15 protein-coding genes are annotated in these 16847 nt (G+C 65.3%); 2 read left to right on the top strand and 13 right to left on the bottom strand.

The window, feature by feature from the left end; all coding sequences use genetic code 11:
- Nucleotides 1-11 precede the first annotated feature (11 nt).
- From P0D73_RS28315 to P0D73_RS28370, 12 genes are read right to left on the bottom strand one after another with little or no spacing between them, the layout of a single operon-like run.
- On the bottom strand, nt 12-1193 hold the full coding sequence (locus P0D73_RS28315; RefSeq protein WP_408433711.1) for a beta-ketoacyl-[acyl-carrier-protein] synthase family protein: 1182 nt from the start codon (nt 1191-1193) through the stop codon (nt 12-14).
- Nucleotides 1190-3598, bottom strand: coding sequence for an MMPL family transporter (locus P0D73_RS28320; RefSeq protein WP_408433713.1), 2409 nt, complete (start codon nt 3596-3598; stop codon nt 1190-1192). Before P0D73_RS28320 ends, P0D73_RS28315 begins: the two co-directional genes overlap by 4 nt.
- Nucleotides 3598-4287 (bottom strand): outer membrane lipoprotein carrier protein LolA, encoded by a 690-nt coding sequence (locus P0D73_RS28325; RefSeq protein WP_408433715.1) that lies wholly within the window; start codon nt 4285-4287, stop codon nt 3598-3600. The genes P0D73_RS28320 and P0D73_RS28325 overlap by 1 nt, the downstream gene beginning before the upstream one ends.
- Nucleotides 4275-4706, bottom strand: a complete 432-nt coding sequence (locus P0D73_RS28330) for an acyl-CoA thioesterase (RefSeq protein WP_132373468.1) — start codon at nt 4704-4706, stop codon at nt 4275-4277. The genes P0D73_RS28325 and P0D73_RS28330 overlap by 13 nt, the downstream gene beginning before the upstream one ends.
- Complete coding sequence (locus P0D73_RS28335) at nt 4703-6298, bottom strand: HAL/PAL/TAL family ammonia-lyase (RefSeq protein WP_408433718.1); 1596 nt, start codon at nt 6296-6298, stop codon at nt 4703-4705. The genes P0D73_RS28330 and P0D73_RS28335 overlap by 4 nt, the downstream gene beginning before the upstream one ends.
- Nucleotides 6285-8009, bottom strand: a complete 1725-nt coding sequence (locus P0D73_RS28340) for a glycosyltransferase family 2 protein (RefSeq protein ID WP_408433721.1) — start codon at nt 8007-8009, stop codon at nt 6285-6287. The genes P0D73_RS28335 and P0D73_RS28340 overlap by 14 nt, the downstream gene beginning before the upstream one ends.
- Nucleotides 8009-9727: an ApeI family dehydratase gene (locus P0D73_RS28345; protein ID WP_408433724.1), complete on the bottom strand. Its 1719-nt coding sequence runs from the start codon at nt 9725-9727 to the stop codon at nt 8009-8011. The genes P0D73_RS28340 and P0D73_RS28345 overlap by 1 nt, the downstream gene beginning before the upstream one ends.
- Nucleotides 9724-10386 (bottom strand): COG4648 family protein, encoded by a 663-nt coding sequence (locus tag P0D73_RS28350; protein ID WP_408216193.1) that lies wholly within the window; start codon nt 10384-10386, stop codon nt 9724-9726. The genes P0D73_RS28345 and P0D73_RS28350 overlap by 4 nt, the downstream gene beginning before the upstream one ends.
- Complete coding sequence (locus P0D73_RS28355; RefSeq protein ID WP_408286894.1) at nt 10386-10637, bottom strand: acyl carrier protein; 252 nt, start codon at nt 10635-10637, stop codon at nt 10386-10388. Before P0D73_RS28355 ends, P0D73_RS28350 begins: the two co-directional genes overlap by 1 nt.
- Before the next feature lie 3 nt (nt 10638-10640).
- Nucleotides 10641-10940, bottom strand: a complete 300-nt coding sequence (locus tag P0D73_RS28360) for a phosphopantetheine-binding protein (protein WP_106283313.1) — start codon at nt 10938-10940, stop codon at nt 10641-10643.
- Nucleotides 10915-11709, bottom strand: a complete 795-nt coding sequence (locus tag P0D73_RS28365; RefSeq protein WP_342960349.1) for a lysophospholipid acyltransferase family protein — start codon at nt 11707-11709, stop codon at nt 10915-10917. The genes P0D73_RS28360 and P0D73_RS28365 overlap by 26 nt, the downstream gene beginning before the upstream one ends.
- Nucleotides 11693-12418, bottom strand: a complete 726-nt coding sequence (locus P0D73_RS28370) for a beta-ketoacyl synthase chain length factor (protein WP_408433727.1) — start codon at nt 12416-12418, stop codon at nt 11693-11695. Before P0D73_RS28370 ends, P0D73_RS28365 begins: the two co-directional genes overlap by 17 nt.
- Before the next feature lie 312 nt (nt 12419-12730).
- On the opposite strand from P0D73_RS28370, the gene P0D73_RS28375 reads away from it, so the two are divergent.
- Nucleotides 12731-13021, top strand: coding sequence for a hypothetical protein (locus P0D73_RS28375; protein ID WP_408433730.1), 291 nt, complete (start codon nt 12731-12733; stop codon nt 13019-13021).
- Nucleotides 13022-13110: 89 nt separating this feature from the next.
- On the opposite strand, the gene P0D73_RS28380 is transcribed toward P0D73_RS28375, so the two are convergent.
- The gene (locus P0D73_RS28380; protein ID WP_408180559.1) at nt 13111-13815 is read right to left on the bottom strand and encodes a DUF4136 domain-containing protein; all 705 of its coding nucleotides are present in this window, start codon (nt 13813-13815) and stop codon (nt 13111-13113) included.
- A 227-nt stretch (nt 13816-14042) separates the two neighbouring features.
- Here P0D73_RS28380 and pepN point away from each other — a divergent pair, with 227 nt between their 5' ends.
- Nucleotides 14043-16739, top strand: coding sequence for an aminopeptidase N (gene pepN / locus P0D73_RS28385; RefSeq protein WP_408433734.1), 2697 nt, complete (start codon nt 14043-14045; stop codon nt 16737-16739).
- Nucleotides 16740-16847 lie beyond the last annotated feature (108 nt).

Below are 16847 nucleotides of genomic sequence, written 5' to 3' on the forward strand. Positions count from 1 at the left end.
CATCGGGCAACTCATCGGGCAAGGACGAGGCTGACATTGCTGCCGCCGAAAGCAAACGAATTGCTCATCGCGTATTGCACGCCGCCTCGCGGCATGAAGCGTTCGCTAACGACCAGGTCCAGTGCAGGCAGCGCGGGATCGGCCTCGCCGTCCCACAGATGACGCGGCAGCGGCACGTTGTCATGCGCGAGCGCGAGCCACGTGAAGCCGAGTTCAGTCGCGCCCGCCGCGCCGAGCTGGTGGCCGGTCAACGGCTTGGTACCGCTCGTCGCTACGCCTTGTGCAAACACTCGCGACATCAAACCCGCTTCCATCTCGTCGTTCTTGCGCGTGGCGGTAGCGTGCAGATTCACATAGCCGATCGCCGACGGCTCGATGCCCGCATCGGCGAGCGCCGCGCGCAGCGCGAGTTCGCCGCCCACGCCGCGCGGGTCCGGCGACGAAATGTGATGCGCGTCGCTCGATTCGCCGACGCCCGCGAGCCGCACCGCCGCTTCGTCACGGCTCATGAGGAACACCGCCGCGCCTTCGCCGACATTGATCCCGCAACGATTGTGGCTCATCGGATTGCTGCGCACGTTGCTGGTCGATTCAAGCGAGGCGAAACCCTGCACCGTCAGCTCGCACAGCGAATCGACGCCACCCACCACGACGGCGTCGCACAGTTGCAACTGCAGCAGCCGGCGCGCCGACGCGAAGGCTTTCGCGCTCGATGTGCATGCGGTCGAGATCGTGAACGCCGGACCATGCACGCCGAGCACGGCGGCGGCGAACGGCGCCGCCGTGCCGATTTCCATTTGCCGGTAGTTGAAGTTCGCGGGTAGATCCCCCGCTTGCGCCTGATAGACGAACGCGGCTTCGGCGGCCTCGATGCCCGACGTGCTGGTGCCGAGCACCACGCCGATGCGATGCGCGCCGTAGCGCTCGCGCGCCGCTTCGACAGCGGCGGCAATCTGCGCCAGCGCGGCGAGCAGCAAGCGGTTGTTGCGGCAGTCGTAACGGGCGAGTTCAGCGGGCGGCGCAAGGTCGAGCGGCGCGAGCACGCTGCCGACGAACGCCTCGCCGATCCCCGTATGCGCGTTCGCCATGCCGGGCGAACGGCCGGCGGCAAGCGCCGGGACAATGCTGTCGAGGTCGCCGCCGAGCGCGTTGATCATGCCGAGCGCGTGCAAATAAACTGATGGGGCTTTCATGCGGCCCTCCTTGATTCCGATGGCATGCCGATCGGCGCGAGCAATACCGATACCGCGATGCCGAGCGCGAGTGTCGCGCCGAAACTCTTCAGCGCGGGCATCGCGCTCATGCCGAGCATGCCGAACGACAACAGCGTGGTGGCCGCCGACAGCAGCACGCCCGTCCACACCGCGCCGAGATCCGCGTCCGCGCGCAGGCAGCCTTCGCGCAGGAACACGGCATAGTTTGCGCCCACGCCGAGCACGAGCATCAGCGCCAGCCAATTGAACAGATTGAGCGGCACCTGCGCGTAGCCGAATACGGCAAGCGTGACGCCAACGGCGAGCAGCACCGGCAAGGTCACGGCGATGCCGCCGCGCACACGGTAGCGCAGCATCAGCAAAACGAGCACGAGGGCCAGCGCGCCGCCGAGCCACCAGCCGCTATCCACGCGATACGCGCCGAACAGCTTCGACACGCTGGCGGCCTTGTCGACGAACATGACGCCGGGCAACCCCTGCGCGGTCGCGATCAGCGCGGGTTCATTCTGCGGCGTCACGCCCTGCGGAATGACGACCGCGGCATAGGCTTTCGTCGATGCATCGACTTCGCCGAGCCAGAGATGTTTGTACGGTTGCGACCACGGCGCCGCGAGCCACCTGTCGATCGTGAGCGGCGCTTGTGGTTTGGCGTATGAGGCGATCCAGGCGTCGGCGACTTCGTCCTTGAAGCCGGCCTGCAGGAGCGTGGCGCGCAACGCGGCGCGGTCGTTGAACACGTGTTGTGCGAGCAACGCGCGGTCTTCATTCTGCTGTTTCGCGGACGGCACGAACTGCGCGACCGACTGATAGCTGCCGACCTTGTTCGCAGTGCCGTTCAACGCGTCCAGTTTCGTGCCCAATGCTTCCGCGCGTTGCAGCACGAGTTCCGGCGTCTCGCCGCGCACGACGAAAAACTGCGCGCTGTTATCCACGCCGACGGCCTCGCGCACCTTGTCTTCCTGCGCGACGAGCGCGGGATCGCGCTGGATCAGCAGGTGGATGTCGTCGTCGCTGGTCAGACGCAGCCAGCCGGGAATCGCCAGCAGCAGCAACAGCGCAGCCACCAACCACGCGCGCTTGCCGCCGATCGTGCGATGCCACACTGTCAGCAAGCGCGCCGCGCCTGCAAACACGCGTTTCGGGCTGCGTTTGGGCGCGCACGTGAGCAGCGCGGGCAGCAGCCACAGCACGGAGGCGAACGCCGTCGTAATGCCGGCAATCGCGAAGCAGGCGATCTGCTTGAGTGCGGGAAACGGCACCCACGTGAGAATCGCGTAGCCGAGCAGGCTCGTCGCGAGCGCCACGCTCAACGCGGGACGCACGGCGCGCGCGCCGCGAGCCGCGTCCCAGCCGCGCTGCGCGCCGAGATACACCACGAAGTATTGAATCGAATAGTCGACGGCCTCGCCGATCAGGCTGGCGCCGAACACGAGCGTCAAGAGATGCAGCTTGCCGAATACCAGCATCGTCACCGCAAGCGCGCAGACAATGCCGAGCGCGGTCGATACGAAACCGAGCAGCAACAGACGCGGTGAGCGGAACACCCACATCATCAGAAGCGCGATGCCGCACAGCGACGCGACGCCGATCAGATGCACTTCATGTTCCGATGCGCTGCGCGCCGATTCCGCGTAAAACACGGCGCCGGTTCGCGCCACGGAGACATCGGGGAACGCTTGCTTCAATGCGCTTTCGCCTCGTGCGAGCGCTGCGAGTACCGCGCGCTGCGTCTTGGTTTCGTACGCGGAGCCCGGCAATGTCGCGACGATCAGCACGCTGGTGGCGGCGCCGCGATGCGCAACCAGCATGTTGTCTTCGAGTTCGAGATTCGATGTAGCGAGCGGCAGGCCGCCGAGCCAGTGTTCGAGCCAGCCGAACGGATCGTCGGCGAGCGGCGTGCTGAGCCCGCCGCGCAGCGGGCTGTAGATGCGCTGGGCGAGCGTGTCGTGCAATGTGGTATTCGCCGCGCCGTTTGAGAGCGATGCGCGGTCCGCCGGCGCCAGCAAGCCGAAGCGATACGGCATATACAGCGCAGCGATCTGCGACAGATCGAACGGCGGCAATTCCGCCGTCACCGAACCGAACGCGCCGCTCTTCTGCAACGACGCGCCGAGTTGTTTCGCCGCGGCTTTCGCGTGCGCGTCGTCGTTGCTGGTGACGAGGAAAACGGTGCGGTCGCCCAGCGCGCTCGCCAGCGTATCGACTGCCTTTTCGGCGACCGGATCGGCCTCGGTCGCCGGCAATAGCGCGAGCAGATTGGTTTGCAGCGGCGACGGTCCCGCGAACCGCCAGCCGCAATACAGCGCGGCAACGAGCGCGAGCAGCAGCCACGCGGTGCGCATGCCCCACGCCTGTTTCGCGGATCGCTGTTGCAGCATTTCCATTACGGCGCTCCGAGCAGACCGCGTTCAGCCGCGGTGAGTTCGGTCACGGCCGCGCTCTTCGTGAAGTCGAGTTGGGTGACGTCGCCGTTCGCGAGCGTAATGCGCAAACGCTGCAGATAGTCGCCACCGTTCATCTCCAGACCTTTGATCGACTGCGCGATCTGCGGCTGGTTCGGCGTGAGTTGCATGCGCCACTGCGCGGCGCTGCCTTCCGCCTGCACGTCGAATTGCGAGTAGAGCGCCGACAGATCGCCGCCGAGCATCGCGCGCATCATCTTCGAGACTTGCGCGACACCGCGCGTGCCCTGCGCGCTGTGAGCCGTGACGCGCTGGCCGTTGGCGTTGACTTCGGTCACGCCGGCATCGGTGATCACGTAGGTGGCTTTGTACGGCGTGTCGATCTGCCAGACCACGCCGCGCTCGCGGAAGAACAGCAGCGAGCCGGTGCTGACGAGCGGCTGCTTCATCGCGGCGAGCGTTTGCGTCTGCGTGAATTGCGCGCGCACGCCCTTGGCCTGCGCGAGGTGCGCGGCGATCTGCGAGACGAGCGCGGGGTTGCCAGGCGCGGCTTCTTTCGTCGATGCGGCGGACGCTGCCGATGCGGGCTCCATCCATACGACTGTCGCGACAAGCACGCTCAGCGCACTCAATGTGCCGGCGATCGCAGCGCGCAGATTCATCGTCCCCATACGCGCTCCAGCTTGTCGAACACGACCGGCGGCGAGACGAACTGCAACTCCTGAGTGGCGGCATCGACCGCGACCTGGATCGTATAACCCTTGGTCAGCCGCGTGCCGGTCGCGCAATCGACGATTTCATAGCCTATTTTCAGGCGGTTTTCGTGTTCGAGCAGTTGCGTGCGCACTTCGATCTGCTGACCGTAGGTGGCCGGCTTCACGTACTTGAGATGCGCTTCCACGATCGGCCACAGATAACCCGAAGCCTGCATCTCGCGATAGTCGTAGTCGAACGCGCGCAGCAGCGCCGCGCGGCCGATCTCGAAGTACTTCAGATAATGGCCGTGCCAGCACACGTTCATCGCGTCGACATCGTGGAACGGCACTTCCACTGTCGCGCTCGCACTCAGCACTTTGCGGGAACCGGTCATGCGCTCGATCCTCCGCGAGAGTCGCTCGCCAGATCGCACGCGGCAATGCGCGCGGTCAGCGCGCGCAACTCGTGTTCGAGCGCGCGGTCTTCGTCGACGAACGGCGACTGCGCGCCGACGCTGTCGATGAACGCTTGCAGCGGCGCCGGCACCGGCGTCGCGCTGTCGATCTTCAAGCGCAGACGCGCGGCTTGCACCGTCGCGAGCGTGTGCGCGGCGGCGACCTGCTCGGTCAGTTCCAGCACGCGCAAGCAGTCGCGCGCGGCGATCGTGCCCATGCTGACCTTGTCCTGATTGTGCGCCTCGGTGGAGCGCGAAAAGACGCTCGCGGGCATCGTGTTCTTCAAGGCTTCAGCGGTCCATGCGGACGACGAAATCTGCACCGCCTTGAAACCGTGATTGATCGCGGCACGCGCGGGCCCCGCGCCCGACAGATTGCGCGGCAAGCCATTGTTGAAATTCACGTCGACCAGCAGTGCGAGTTGCCGGTCCATCAGATCGGCGAGATTGGCGACCGCGACCTTCAGCGAGTCCATCGCAAAGGCGATATGGCCGCCGTAGAAGTTGCCGCCGTGCAGCACGCGTTCGTTGTCCGGATCGATCAGCGGGTTGTCGTTCGCGCTGTTCAGTTCGTTCTCGACGTCGCGGCGCACCCACGAGAGCGCATCGCGCGCCACGCCGATCACATGCGGCGCGCAGCGAATCGAATAACGGTCCTGCAGACGGTGGCCCGGCGTGTCGTCGCGGCCAGACAGGTCGTCGCGAATCCATGCCGCCGCTTCGGCCTGGCCGGCGTGCGGCTTCACTTCGAAGAGCATCGCGTCGAAGTGCGCGGCGCGGCCGTCGAGCGCGACGGTGCACAACGCCGTCAGGCGCGCCGTGAGCCGCGTCAGATGATCGGCGCGCGCAAACGCGAGACAGGCGAGGCCCGTCATCACGGCGGTGCCGTTCATCAGCGCGAGCCCTTCTTTCGGTGCGAGCGTGAGCGGCGTGTGACCGAGTTCGGTCCACACTTCGCGCACGTCGCGCAGATGTCCTTCGAACATCACGTCGCGTTCACCTGCAAGCGCGGCGGCCACATACGAGAGCGGCGTGAGATCGCCGCTCGCGCCCACCGAACCTTCCGACGGAATGCGCGGCAGCACACGATGATTGACCAGATCGGCCAGACGTTCGAGCAACACCGGACGCACGCCGGAAAAACCGTAAGCGAGCGAGTTGAGCCGCGCGGCGATCACTGCGAGCGTTTGCGCGTCGTCGAGATATTGGCCCATGCCGCAGCCGTGATAGCGCGTGAGTTGCAACGGCAAGGCTTCGACCAGTTCCATCGGCACGTCGACCACGCAGGCGTCGCCGTAACCGGTGTTGACGCCGTACACGGTCGCGCCCGCGGCCAGATGACGGCGCAGAAAATCCGCGCCGCGCTGGATGCGCGCGCGCCACGCCGGATCGTCGCTCAAGGCGACCGGCGCGCGATGCTGCGCAATCGCGACGACCTCTTCGATCGTCAGCTTGCGCCCGCCTATTACGACTGCCGCGTTGTTCACGTTCGCGCCTGGGTTCGGCACATCGATCAGATCATGTTCGGCCATTCGCGCCTCGCTTGGGGCTGGCCCAGAAATCGAAGAAGTTGAACCATTGGTAAGGTGCCTTGCGGCAATAGTGTTCGAGACGCACGGCATAGCGCTGCGCCCACGCGGCGAGATGCTGCGCGCGTTCGCGGCGCGGCAGGTCGATGCGCTCGGCGAACGGTTCGAAATAGAGACGGTAGCCGTCGCGCTCTTTCAGACAGAAGAACAGGTAGACCGGACAGCCCAGCGCATGCGCGAGCACATACGGACCTTGCGCGAACGGCGCGGTCGAGCCGAGAAATTGCGCTTCGGTCGTGCGCCCCGCTTCGTGGGCGGGCACGCGGTCGCCGACGATCACCAGCAGCTCGCCGGCATCGACGCGCTCCTGCATCATCATCGCGGTCTCGGGTCCGAAGTCGCTGACTTCGAGCAGATGCTTCGCGAACCCGCTATTGGCCGAAGCCAGCACGCTATTGAAGCGACGCGCGTGCTCCGTGTAGACGACCGCCGTGACCTTGGCATAAGCGCCCTGCGCGGCGAGCGCGCGGGTCATTTCCAGATTGCCGAGATGCGCACCGATCACGAGCGCGCCCTTGCCGCTCGCCACCAACGCTTCGAATGCCGAAGGATCTTCGAATTTGACGTCGGCGTTGTTCACGCGGCCCGACCATGCCGCGAGCTTGTCGAAGCCCGATTGCGCGAACGCCAGCATATGGCGGTACGCGGACAGCCAGCCCGGACGTGGCGTATCGCCATGCGGTGCGGCCTCGCCGAGATGCTTGAAGTAGTTGCTGGAGGCCTCGCGCGCGGCGCGCCCCGTCAGCAGAAAATACGCGACGATCGGATGCAGCCACAGCGCGGTGAAGCGCCGGCCGAACAGCTTGCAACTGAGCGCGAGCAGCGACATGCCGAGATGGCTGCCGCGTTCGGCGATACGCCACCAGTCCTGTTGGTTCTCGTTGCCCTGCCCGTCCGCGAGTGCGGAACGACGCGGCATCACCTTGTGCGCGAGCAGCATCGGCAGACGCCACAGCATGCCGAACACGAGCCGCGTATGACTGCGGCTGATGCGAACGTTGTCCCACAGCACGTCGAAATGCGAGACGCCGTCGCTTGCATAGGTGACGCGTGTCGGAATCGAGCGGAACGCGGCGCGCCGCCAATACAGGCGCACGAGAATCTCGATGTCGAAGTCCATGCGCGTGGGCAGTTGCACGCTGTCGATCAGATCGCAGGCGAGCGCCAGCGGATACAAGCGAAAGCCGCACATCGAGTCGCGGATCGTCAGCGAAAGCGTTTCGATCCACACCCAGACGTGCGTCAGGTAACGGCCGTAGAGACGCGCTTTCGGCACGCTCTCGTCGTAGACCGGGCGGCCGAGAATCACCGCGCCCGGTTCGGCGCGCGCCGCTTCGATGAAACGCGGCACGTCGGTGGCGTCGTGCTGGCCGTCGGCGTCGATCTGCAACGCGTGCGTGTAGCCCGCCTTGCGCGCGGCGCGCAGCCCCGCCATCACCGCCGCGCCCTTGCCGCCGTTGACCGCCAGGCGCAGCAGCGTGAGCTGTCCCGCGTACTGCTGCGCGAGCGCGGCGAGCACCTGCTGGGTGGCCTCGTCGCTGCCATCATCGACGACAAACAACGGCAGGCCGTGAACCGCCAGATGCGCGACGGTCGCGCCGATCGCGTCCTTATGGTTGTAGATCGGAATGACGATGCATGGAGAGAAGGTCATCACGCGCCCTCCCCGTAGACGATCACGCCGGACGCGCAGTCGCGGCCGCTCACGCGGTACGCGAACTGCACGCGCCGGCGCGCCGCGTCGTGCGCGAGCGTGAGCTTGAGCACCGCACCCGGCGACACCGGCGCCATGAACTTCAAACGATCGATAGACGCCACCGCGCGCACGGCTGGCACATGCTCGGCGGCCAGACGCATCGCCCAGTCGACCTGGACGACGCCGGGCAGAATCGGCAGGCGGGGAAAGTGGCCGGCGAAATGCACGAGCGTCGGCGGCACGCGCAACTCGTAGTGCAGCGTGTCGCCACTCCGCGCTTCGGCCAGCACTTCCATGCCTTCGACGCGCGGTTCGAACGCGGCCGCCACGGCGGCCACCGGCAGTTTGCCGCGCGCGTCGAACGGCAGCGTGACGCGAAAACGCCAGTGGCGCGGCAGCACCACGACGTCGAAATATTCGGCGAGATGCCGGCGCAGGACTTTCGCGAGCGCCACGCGACCGTCGTCGCGCAAGGCCGCGCCGCCCGCTTCGGTCAGCGCCACGACGGCGCCGACGCGCTCGCGCGAGGCGCCTTCCAGCGGCACGAGCGCCGCTTGCGCCACATACGGATGCAGCGCGAGGCGCGCTTCCAGTTCCGGCAGCGAGACGCGCTTACCGTCGAGCTTGAGCACGCGGTCAAGCCGGCCTTGCAGGCGGAAGCGGCCCTCGGCGTCGAAGGCGATCTTGTCGTCGGTGCGATGCCAGCCGGCGTGATCGAGATGCGGCGAGCGGACATTCAGCGCGCCGTCTTCGTCGCGGCGCACTTCGATGCCCGACACCGGTTGCCAGGCATCGGTCTGATCCTGGCGCCGCCACGCGATGCCGCCGGTTTCCGTGCTGCCGTAAATCTCGAGCGGCGCCGCGCCGTAGGCTGCGGCGTATTCCTGCGAGGTTTCGAGCGCGAGCGGACCGCCCGATGAAAAGAACGCGCGCGGCGCCGGCGTCAGGTCGGCGAAGCCGGGCAGCGCGGGCCAGCGCGACAGTTGTGCGGGCGTCGAGACGATCACCGCTGCGCCGCATCGGTCGATCTGCGCTTGTAGATGCAACGGCTCGATGCTGACCGCGCGGTCGAAGGCACGGCCGGCTGCAAGCGGCCAGAGCACGCGAAACAGCAAACCGTAGATGTGGTGATGCGGCACGCTCGCGAGCATCGTCGCGTCGCCGACTAGCGCGCCCCACTGCTTTTCAAGCGTGTGCACTTCGGCGTTGAATTGCGCGAGCGTCTTGCGGATCGGCTTGGGGCGGCCGCTGCTGCCTGAGGTGTAGAGCCTGAGCGGAGCTTGTGGGTCGATTGCGTAAGTCGCGCGGAACGTATGCGCTGCAGCAGCTTCGGCCTTGCCTTCGACAGCGGCTGCAAATGGCGGCAAATCCGCGTCGGTCAGCACGACTTCATACGCGTCGGCGAGATCGGCGAGATAGCCCGGCGTCGAGTTGGCCGGAATCACCGGCTCCTTGCCGCACGCGAACAGCGCAAAGAGCGCGCAGGCAAAATCGAACGGATCGTCGATGCACAACGCGTAGCGTTGAGCAGCTTGCGTTTGCACGAGCGCGATCAGCCCGGCGACGCGCGCGCGAAACGCCGCGCGATCGAGCAGCGCGGCGCCGTCACGACATACGGGCGCATGCACCACGGCAGTCCCACCAGCTACCGACAACAGATCATGCAACGCGATCATGCCGCCTCCGAACGCGCGGCGCGCGGCAGCACGACCAGATAACGCCAGATGACCTCGGCCACCAGCAGCACACCGATCAGCACATACGCGATCGCGCCGTTATAGAGCGACCAGCTCGCGCGGCTCCAATACAGCGCGGTATAAGCGGAAAACACGCCGTTCAGTGCGAAGAACGCACACCACACCTGGGTCACGCGCAGCGTATGGCGCACCGCGCCCGGCGGCAGGTTCGGATTGCCGAGGCGCGCGAACTTTTCGATCATCGACGGCCCGCGCACGAGCGTCGCCCCGAACGCGATCAACAGGCCCAGATTGACGAGCGACGGGTAAAGACGCAGCAGCAGCTCGCTATTGGTCAACACGATCGCCGCCGACGCGCAGCTCAGCAAACCGACCACGGTCCAGTCGATTGTGGAAAGCCGCCGCAACGAGGTCGCGACCGGGCCGCTGCCGGCCCAGCGCTGCAGCCACAGGATCGCAAACAGCATGCAGCCGACGTAGCGCGGCGTGTCCCATTTCCACGCGCACAGAATCAACGCGGGGTACGCGAGCTTTAACAGCACCTGCACGACGGTTTTGCCCAGGTGGCGCTCAGTGCCGGGCGAGGCATCGGCGGCCCGATCCGCCGCCGCTTGCGTTCGCGAGCGCACGGATGGCATCAGCCTTGTGCCGCCAGCAGCGATTCGACCGCACCGATCACGTCGCCGACGGTGCGCACCGACTTGAACTCTTCCGGCTTGATGCGGCGTCCGGTCATCTCCTGCAGTTTGATCGCGAGGTCGACGGCGTCGATGCTGTCGAGATCGAGGTCTTCGAACAGATGCGCCTGCGGCGTGACGCGCTCGGGCTCGATTGCGAAGTTCTCTTTGAAGATGGCGCGGATGCGCTCCAGAATCTCTGCCTCGGACACGATTTACTCCCCCTTTCTGGTTGTTTCGTTCACAGCGTGCACCGCTTCGCGCTGGCTTGCCACCAGCGCGGCCAGCGTGCTGATCGAGCGGAAGTGTTCGCGCGTGCGCTCGTCGTTCGCTGCGATGGTCAGTTGGTATTGTTTGCGCAGCACGATGCCGATTTCGAGCGCATCGATCGAATCGAGACCGATACCGTCGGTATCGAACAGCGGTGCATCGTCGTCGATATCGGCCGGGCTCAGGTCTTCCAGATCGAGAGCTTCGATCAGGAGCTGTTTAATTTCCAGTTTTAAAGAATCCATAATCGAACAGGTGCTGAGTAATGTGTGCTTCGACGGCGCTCGTCACGCTGCGCGCCGCGAGAGCCGGTGGAGTGTCATGGGCCGCGAGCTGGTCGACGCCGAGCGGTTCGAGCACGTTCACGCGCATTCTGAACGCGCGCGCCGGCACGTCGTACCAGCGCATCTGCTTGGTGAATGCGGGCGGATCGCAATCCATCAGCACTGGGACGATCGGCGCGCCGACCTTCAGCGCCATGTGCGCGAAACCGCGCGAAAACGCATGCAGCCGGTTCGGCGCCGGGCTGCGCGTGCCTTCCGGAAAAATAATCATGGTATAGCCTGCCGCCAGTTGCTTCGCGCCGGCCTCGACGAGTTCCGCGGGATCGGCATTGCTGACGTACTCGGCCGAGCGCACGATGCCCCAGAAACACGGGTTGCCCCAGTGCGCGTTTTTCACCACGCAGCAGGCATGCGGCGTGAGCGACAGTAGCACCATCACGTCGAGATAGGTCGGGTGATTCGCGACTACGATCGCCGGGCCGCCCGCGCGCAACGCCTGCACGCCCGAGACTTCCAGTTCCATCACGCCGATGCGTTGCAATACCGCGACCAGCGCGCGGAAAAACCAGTGGATCACGCTCGTCACGGCAAATTGGCGCGACGCGCGGTGCGGCCACACCCATGCGAGCGGAAAAACCACCACCGAGAACAGCACGCCGCACACGCCGAAGACCACGAAGGCCATGCCGGTCGCGCAGAATCGCCAGAAATAATCAAGCCGCGCGGTCATGCCAACTCCAATGCCAGGTGGCGCCGGTGTTTTGCCAGGCGGTGGGCAGGCCGGTTTCCAGGCAGTGCTGCAGCGCCTGGCTCTGGGTCGCGAAGAGGGTTTCCGAGGTGGCGCTTGCGCTCGCTTCGTGCGTCGGCTCGGATTCCGGCTGGTCCGTGCGCGATACCGTGCACACCAGCTCGCCCGTCGCCGTTTCGCTATCGAGCAGGATCGCGATCGCGCCGCCCTGTACTTCGTCTTCGATCGTGCCGTACGCCGGGTCGGCCGGTTCATCGGCGTACACCAGCAGCAGGGGCGAATCCGGCTGCGTGGCGTATTGCGCGTGCGCTTCCAGCAGCGCGTAACCGAGCGTTTCCGCGCCGGCCGAGATCGCGCTCGCCGCGGAGCGGTCGCTGCGGGCAATGCCGAATATGCCGGTCATGGCGTTGAGCACCGACAGGCTGAACGCGGTTGGCGACACCGGCTCGCCCGCGCTGATGGCGCGCAGAATGTCCGTCGTGCGCCGCAATTCCCCGTGGCGCGAGGCGAACACGACCCGCACCGCGTCCTTGGCGACACAATCGTGCGCAACTTTCAGCGCCACTCTCGACAGAGTGCTCAGACGACGCCGCACGATCGGCTCGATGAAGCCGATATCGGGTGCGGCAGATGCGGCAGCAGGCCAGCTAGACCAGCGAGCGACCGGAATGGTCCAGTGCAGATCGGGCATATCGGTGTTCGCGCGTAGAAGCGAGGAGAGGCTGAAGCGCCTGACGGAATACGGCACCGTCACAGCGTGCACGCGCCGCGCGGACCGGCAATCTCCAGCCGGGGTCAATCCAATCTTCTTATATAGGGTTCAGCGAATTAACGGCACTTGGCCCCGATTATTTAGGCGCCTTTGTCAATTAGTCTGAAGGATTGTCTCCGGCTCCCTATGGTCGGCGGAATCATACTGAATATTCTGGGATAAATCAGCCACAAAAGACGTATCCATCTGTATCCGTATCTCACATGCGACGCCCGGCTGAATAGCGATGGCATGGACCTCCGGCACCATTTTCCGCATTTCGAACGGAGCCTCTGCCCATCAGCAGCGCGGCTTGCCGCCGATCTGCCAAAGAAATATTTCGCCGAAATGCGTCAATACTTTCAATTTACTTTCTTAAAAAGTGTTTCAGATTGGAAGCAGCTTGCGTCGTTAGCCGGCCTCGTCCTGAAATGCGCATCGCATGGCCGGTTCGAGTGCGCCGTTTCTGAGATGCAAATTGCCGTGGCACGGATGCCGAAATCCGGTATCGGGCGCGGAGCTTCGCGTTTTCTCCGGCGCTGAAAACCGAACGGCCCGGCAGGGTGAACTGTCGAGCCGTTTGCATGCTACCGATGCCACGATTTGGACGCGCACCGCCACGCAGGTACTATTTACTGAACGACTTTCGCATCGGACGCCGGCACCGGTGCGGCGGCGGGCGCTGTACCGGTCGCCACCATTTCGTTCGATGCCCCGCCGCTCTGGCCGACCGGAATCTTCACCGTATGAACCACGCCGTTGCCAAGCGGGAAATCGGCCAGCGCGCTACGCGCCAGATACGGCATGGCCCGAACCAGCGACGACTCGCCGCCCGTATTGCGCGCCGTCACGTTGTAGACCTCCTTGCCGCTCGCCCGCTCGGTTATCCGCACGCCCAGCAGGTGCGTGAAGATCGGATAGCTCTGGTTCACGTAGGTGGTCGAATACCCGCCCCATGGGCCCCACGGATCGAACGGCCGGCCCCAACCCCAGTACGGCGCCGGCCACGGGTTGTAATACACCGGCTCCGAGACCGTCACCATGTCCGAACGAATTCCATACGAGAGCCCGACCAGATAGCGCGCCTGCGCGGCGTCGACCTGGCGGAACGAATGCGTGGCGAGTTCGTTCGCGACAAAGCGCTCGTAGGTGCTGAGTTCGAGATTATTCTGCTGGTCCGCCGCTCGCGTGAACGCATAGGTTCGGGTGGCGTCGTTCCCGCTCCAGTCGGAGAAGGCCGTGACCTGGGTGGTCACGTAGGTCGTGCAGCCGGACAGCAGCACCGTCAGCGCGGCTATCAGCAGCGTGGCGCGGCGGGTCCATCGATCGATTTTCATGGTCTACCTCGTGAAGCTTTTGAATTGCCTCTGTATTCTCCGCCAAACCCGGCCTCGTCGACGCACAGGCTTTCCCGCACGCGGGCGCCCGATAATACGCTGACCAGGCGACTCGGTAAAAAGTTCGCTCCGCACAATTCTCCGAGGCTTTGTACAATGGCTCGACATGCCCGGCCCGCACGCCAGAAGCGCGCTCGCCGACTCGAGTTCCAACACTACAGAACGCCATGGCCGATACCGCAACGCCCAATGTGATCCGCCGCGCCGACTACGCGCCGCCCGCCTTCCTGATCGACACCGTCGCACTGGAGTTCGATCTCGTCCCCGAACGCACGGTTGTCCGGAACACGATGCGCGTGCGCCGCAATCCGGAGGCATCGCGCGCCTTGCATCTGGAATTGATGGGCGAACAACTGGAGTTCGTCAGCGCCGAGATCGACGGCCAGCCGTTCGCCAACGCTCACGCGCACGAACACGGCCTGCTGCTCGACAACGTGCCGGACCAGTTCGAACTGACGCTCACGAGCCTCTGCAATCCGGCTGAGAACACCACGCTGTCGGGCCTTTATGTGTCGGGCGGCAACTTCTTCACGCAGTGCGAGGCCGAGGGCTTTCGCCGCATTACTTATTTCCTCGACCGTCCGGACGTGATGGCGACCTTCACGGTCACGTTGCGCGCCAGCAAGGCCGATTATCCGGTGTTGCTGTCGAACGGCAACCTGCTCGAAGAAGGCGATTTGCCGGACGGCCGCCACTTCGCGCGCTGGGAAGATCCGTTCAGAAAGCCGAGCTATCTGTTCGCGCTGGTCGCCGGCAAGCTGGTCGCCCTGGAAGAGCGCGTGAAGAGCGGCTCGGGCAAGGAAAAGCTGCTGCAGGTGTGGGTCGAGCCGCACGACCTCGACAAGACCCGTCATGCGATGGATTCGCTGATCCATTCGATCCGCTGGGACGAGGAGCGCTTCGGGCTCGAACTCGATCTGGACCGCTTCATGATCGTCGCGGTGAGCGACTTCAACATGGGCGCGATGGAGAACAAGGGGCTCAACGTCTTCAACACGAAGTACGTGCTGGCGAACCCCGAAACGGCCACCGACACCGACTTCGCGAACATCGAGGCCGTGGTCGGCCACGAGTATTTCCACAACTGGACCGGCAACCGCGTGACGTGCCGCGACTGGTTCCAGCTGAGCCTGAAAGAAGGCCTGACGGTGTTCCGCGATCAGGAGTTCTCGGCCGACATGGCGGGCGGTGCAACGGACGAAGCCGCGCGCGCCACCAAGCGCATCGAGGACGTGCGCGTGCTGCGCCAGATGCAGTTCGCGGAAGACGCGGGTCCGATGGCGCATCCAGTGCGCCCGGAAAGCTACGTCGAGATCAACAACTTCTACACGATGACCGTCTACGAGAAAGGCTCGGAAGTCGTGCGGATGTATCAGACGCTGTTCGGCCGCGACGGTTTCCGCAAGGGCATGGACCTGTACTTCAAGCGTCATGACGGCCAGGCCGTGACCTGCGACGATTTCCGTCACGCGCTCGCCGACGCGAACGGCCGCGATCTCACGCAGTTCGAGCGCTGGTATAGCCAGGCCGGCACGCCGCGCGTTTCCGTGCGCACCCACTACGACGCCGCGCAGCAACGCTACAGCGTGACGCTCACGCAAGGCTACGGCGAAGGCGCGCCGGCCGCGCGCGAAACGCAAAAAGGTCCGCTGCTGATTCCGTTCGCGATCGGCCTGATCGGCAAGGACGGCAAGGATCTGCCGCTGCAATTGCAGGGCGAAAACACGGCCTCGGCCTTCACCACGCGCGTGCTCGAATTCACGCACACGGACCAGACCTTTACGTTCGTCAACGTGGCGCAGGAGCCGCTGCCTTCGCTGCTGCGCAATTTCTCGGCGCCGGTGATCGTCGAATACGACTACTCGGCGGAACAGCTGGCGTTCCTGCTCGCCCACGACAGCGATCCGTTCAACCGCTGGGAAGCCGGCCAACGGCTCGCCACGCGCGAGCTGCTCACGCTCGCCGGACGCGCCGCCACCGGCGTGCCGCTGCAACTCGACGACTCCGTGGTCGCCGCGTTCGCACGCGTGCTGACCGACGAAACCCTCTCGCCTTCGTTCCGCGAACTCGCGTTGATGCTGCCTTCGGAAGCGTATCTGGCCGAGCAGATGGCCGAATCGAATCCGGCGGCCGTGCATGCCGCGCGGCAGTTCGTGCGCAAGCGTCTCGCCAATGCGCTCAAGGGCGACTGGCTCAAGGTGTACGAGCAGCACCGCACGCCGGGCGCGTACGAGGCCACGCCGGAAGCGTCCGGTCATCGCGCGCTGAAGAACCTCGCGCTGTCGTACCTCGCGGAACTGGACGATCCGGCCGAGGCCGTGCGTCTCGCGTCCGCGCAATACGATGCGGCGAACAACATGACCGACCGCTCGGCGGCGCTCTCCGCGCTGCTTAATGCGTCGGCGGCCAATGGCGGCAGCGCCGAAGCGCAGCAGGCGCTGGACGATTTCTACCGGCGCTTCGAAAAGGAGCCGCTCGTCATCGACAAGTGGTTCGCCTTGCAGGCCACGCAGCGTGGCAGCGCGCAACGTACGGTGATCGACATCGTGCGCAAGCTGATGGCGCATCCGGCTTTCAACCTGAAGAACCCGAACCGCGCGCGCTCGCTGATTTTCAGCTTCTGCGCGGCGAATCCGGCGCAGTTCCATGCCGAAGACGGCTCGGGCTACGCGTTCTGGGCCGATCAGGTGATCGCGCTCGACGCCATCAATCCGCAAGTGGCCGCTCGCCTCGCCCGCTCGCTGGAATTGTGGCGCCGCTTTACGCCGACACTGCGCGACGGCATGCGCGCGGCGCTGGAGAAAGTGGCGTCCCAGGTGAAATCGCGCGACGTGCGCGAGATCGTAGAGAAAGCGTTGGCGTGATGCTCGCCTGAGCGCCTTTGTCGCATCGAAAAGCCGGCGCGTGTTGCCGGCTTTTTTTCGTCCTGCGTTCGCCGGCGCGGCGGCGCGCGGCAATCACGTTAGCCATCT

This window comes from Paraburkholderia sp. RL18-101-BIB-B (genome assembly GCF_046026985.1).
In the GTDB taxonomy this organism is placed as follows: Bacteria; Pseudomonadota; Gammaproteobacteria; order Burkholderiales; family Burkholderiaceae; genus Paraburkholderia.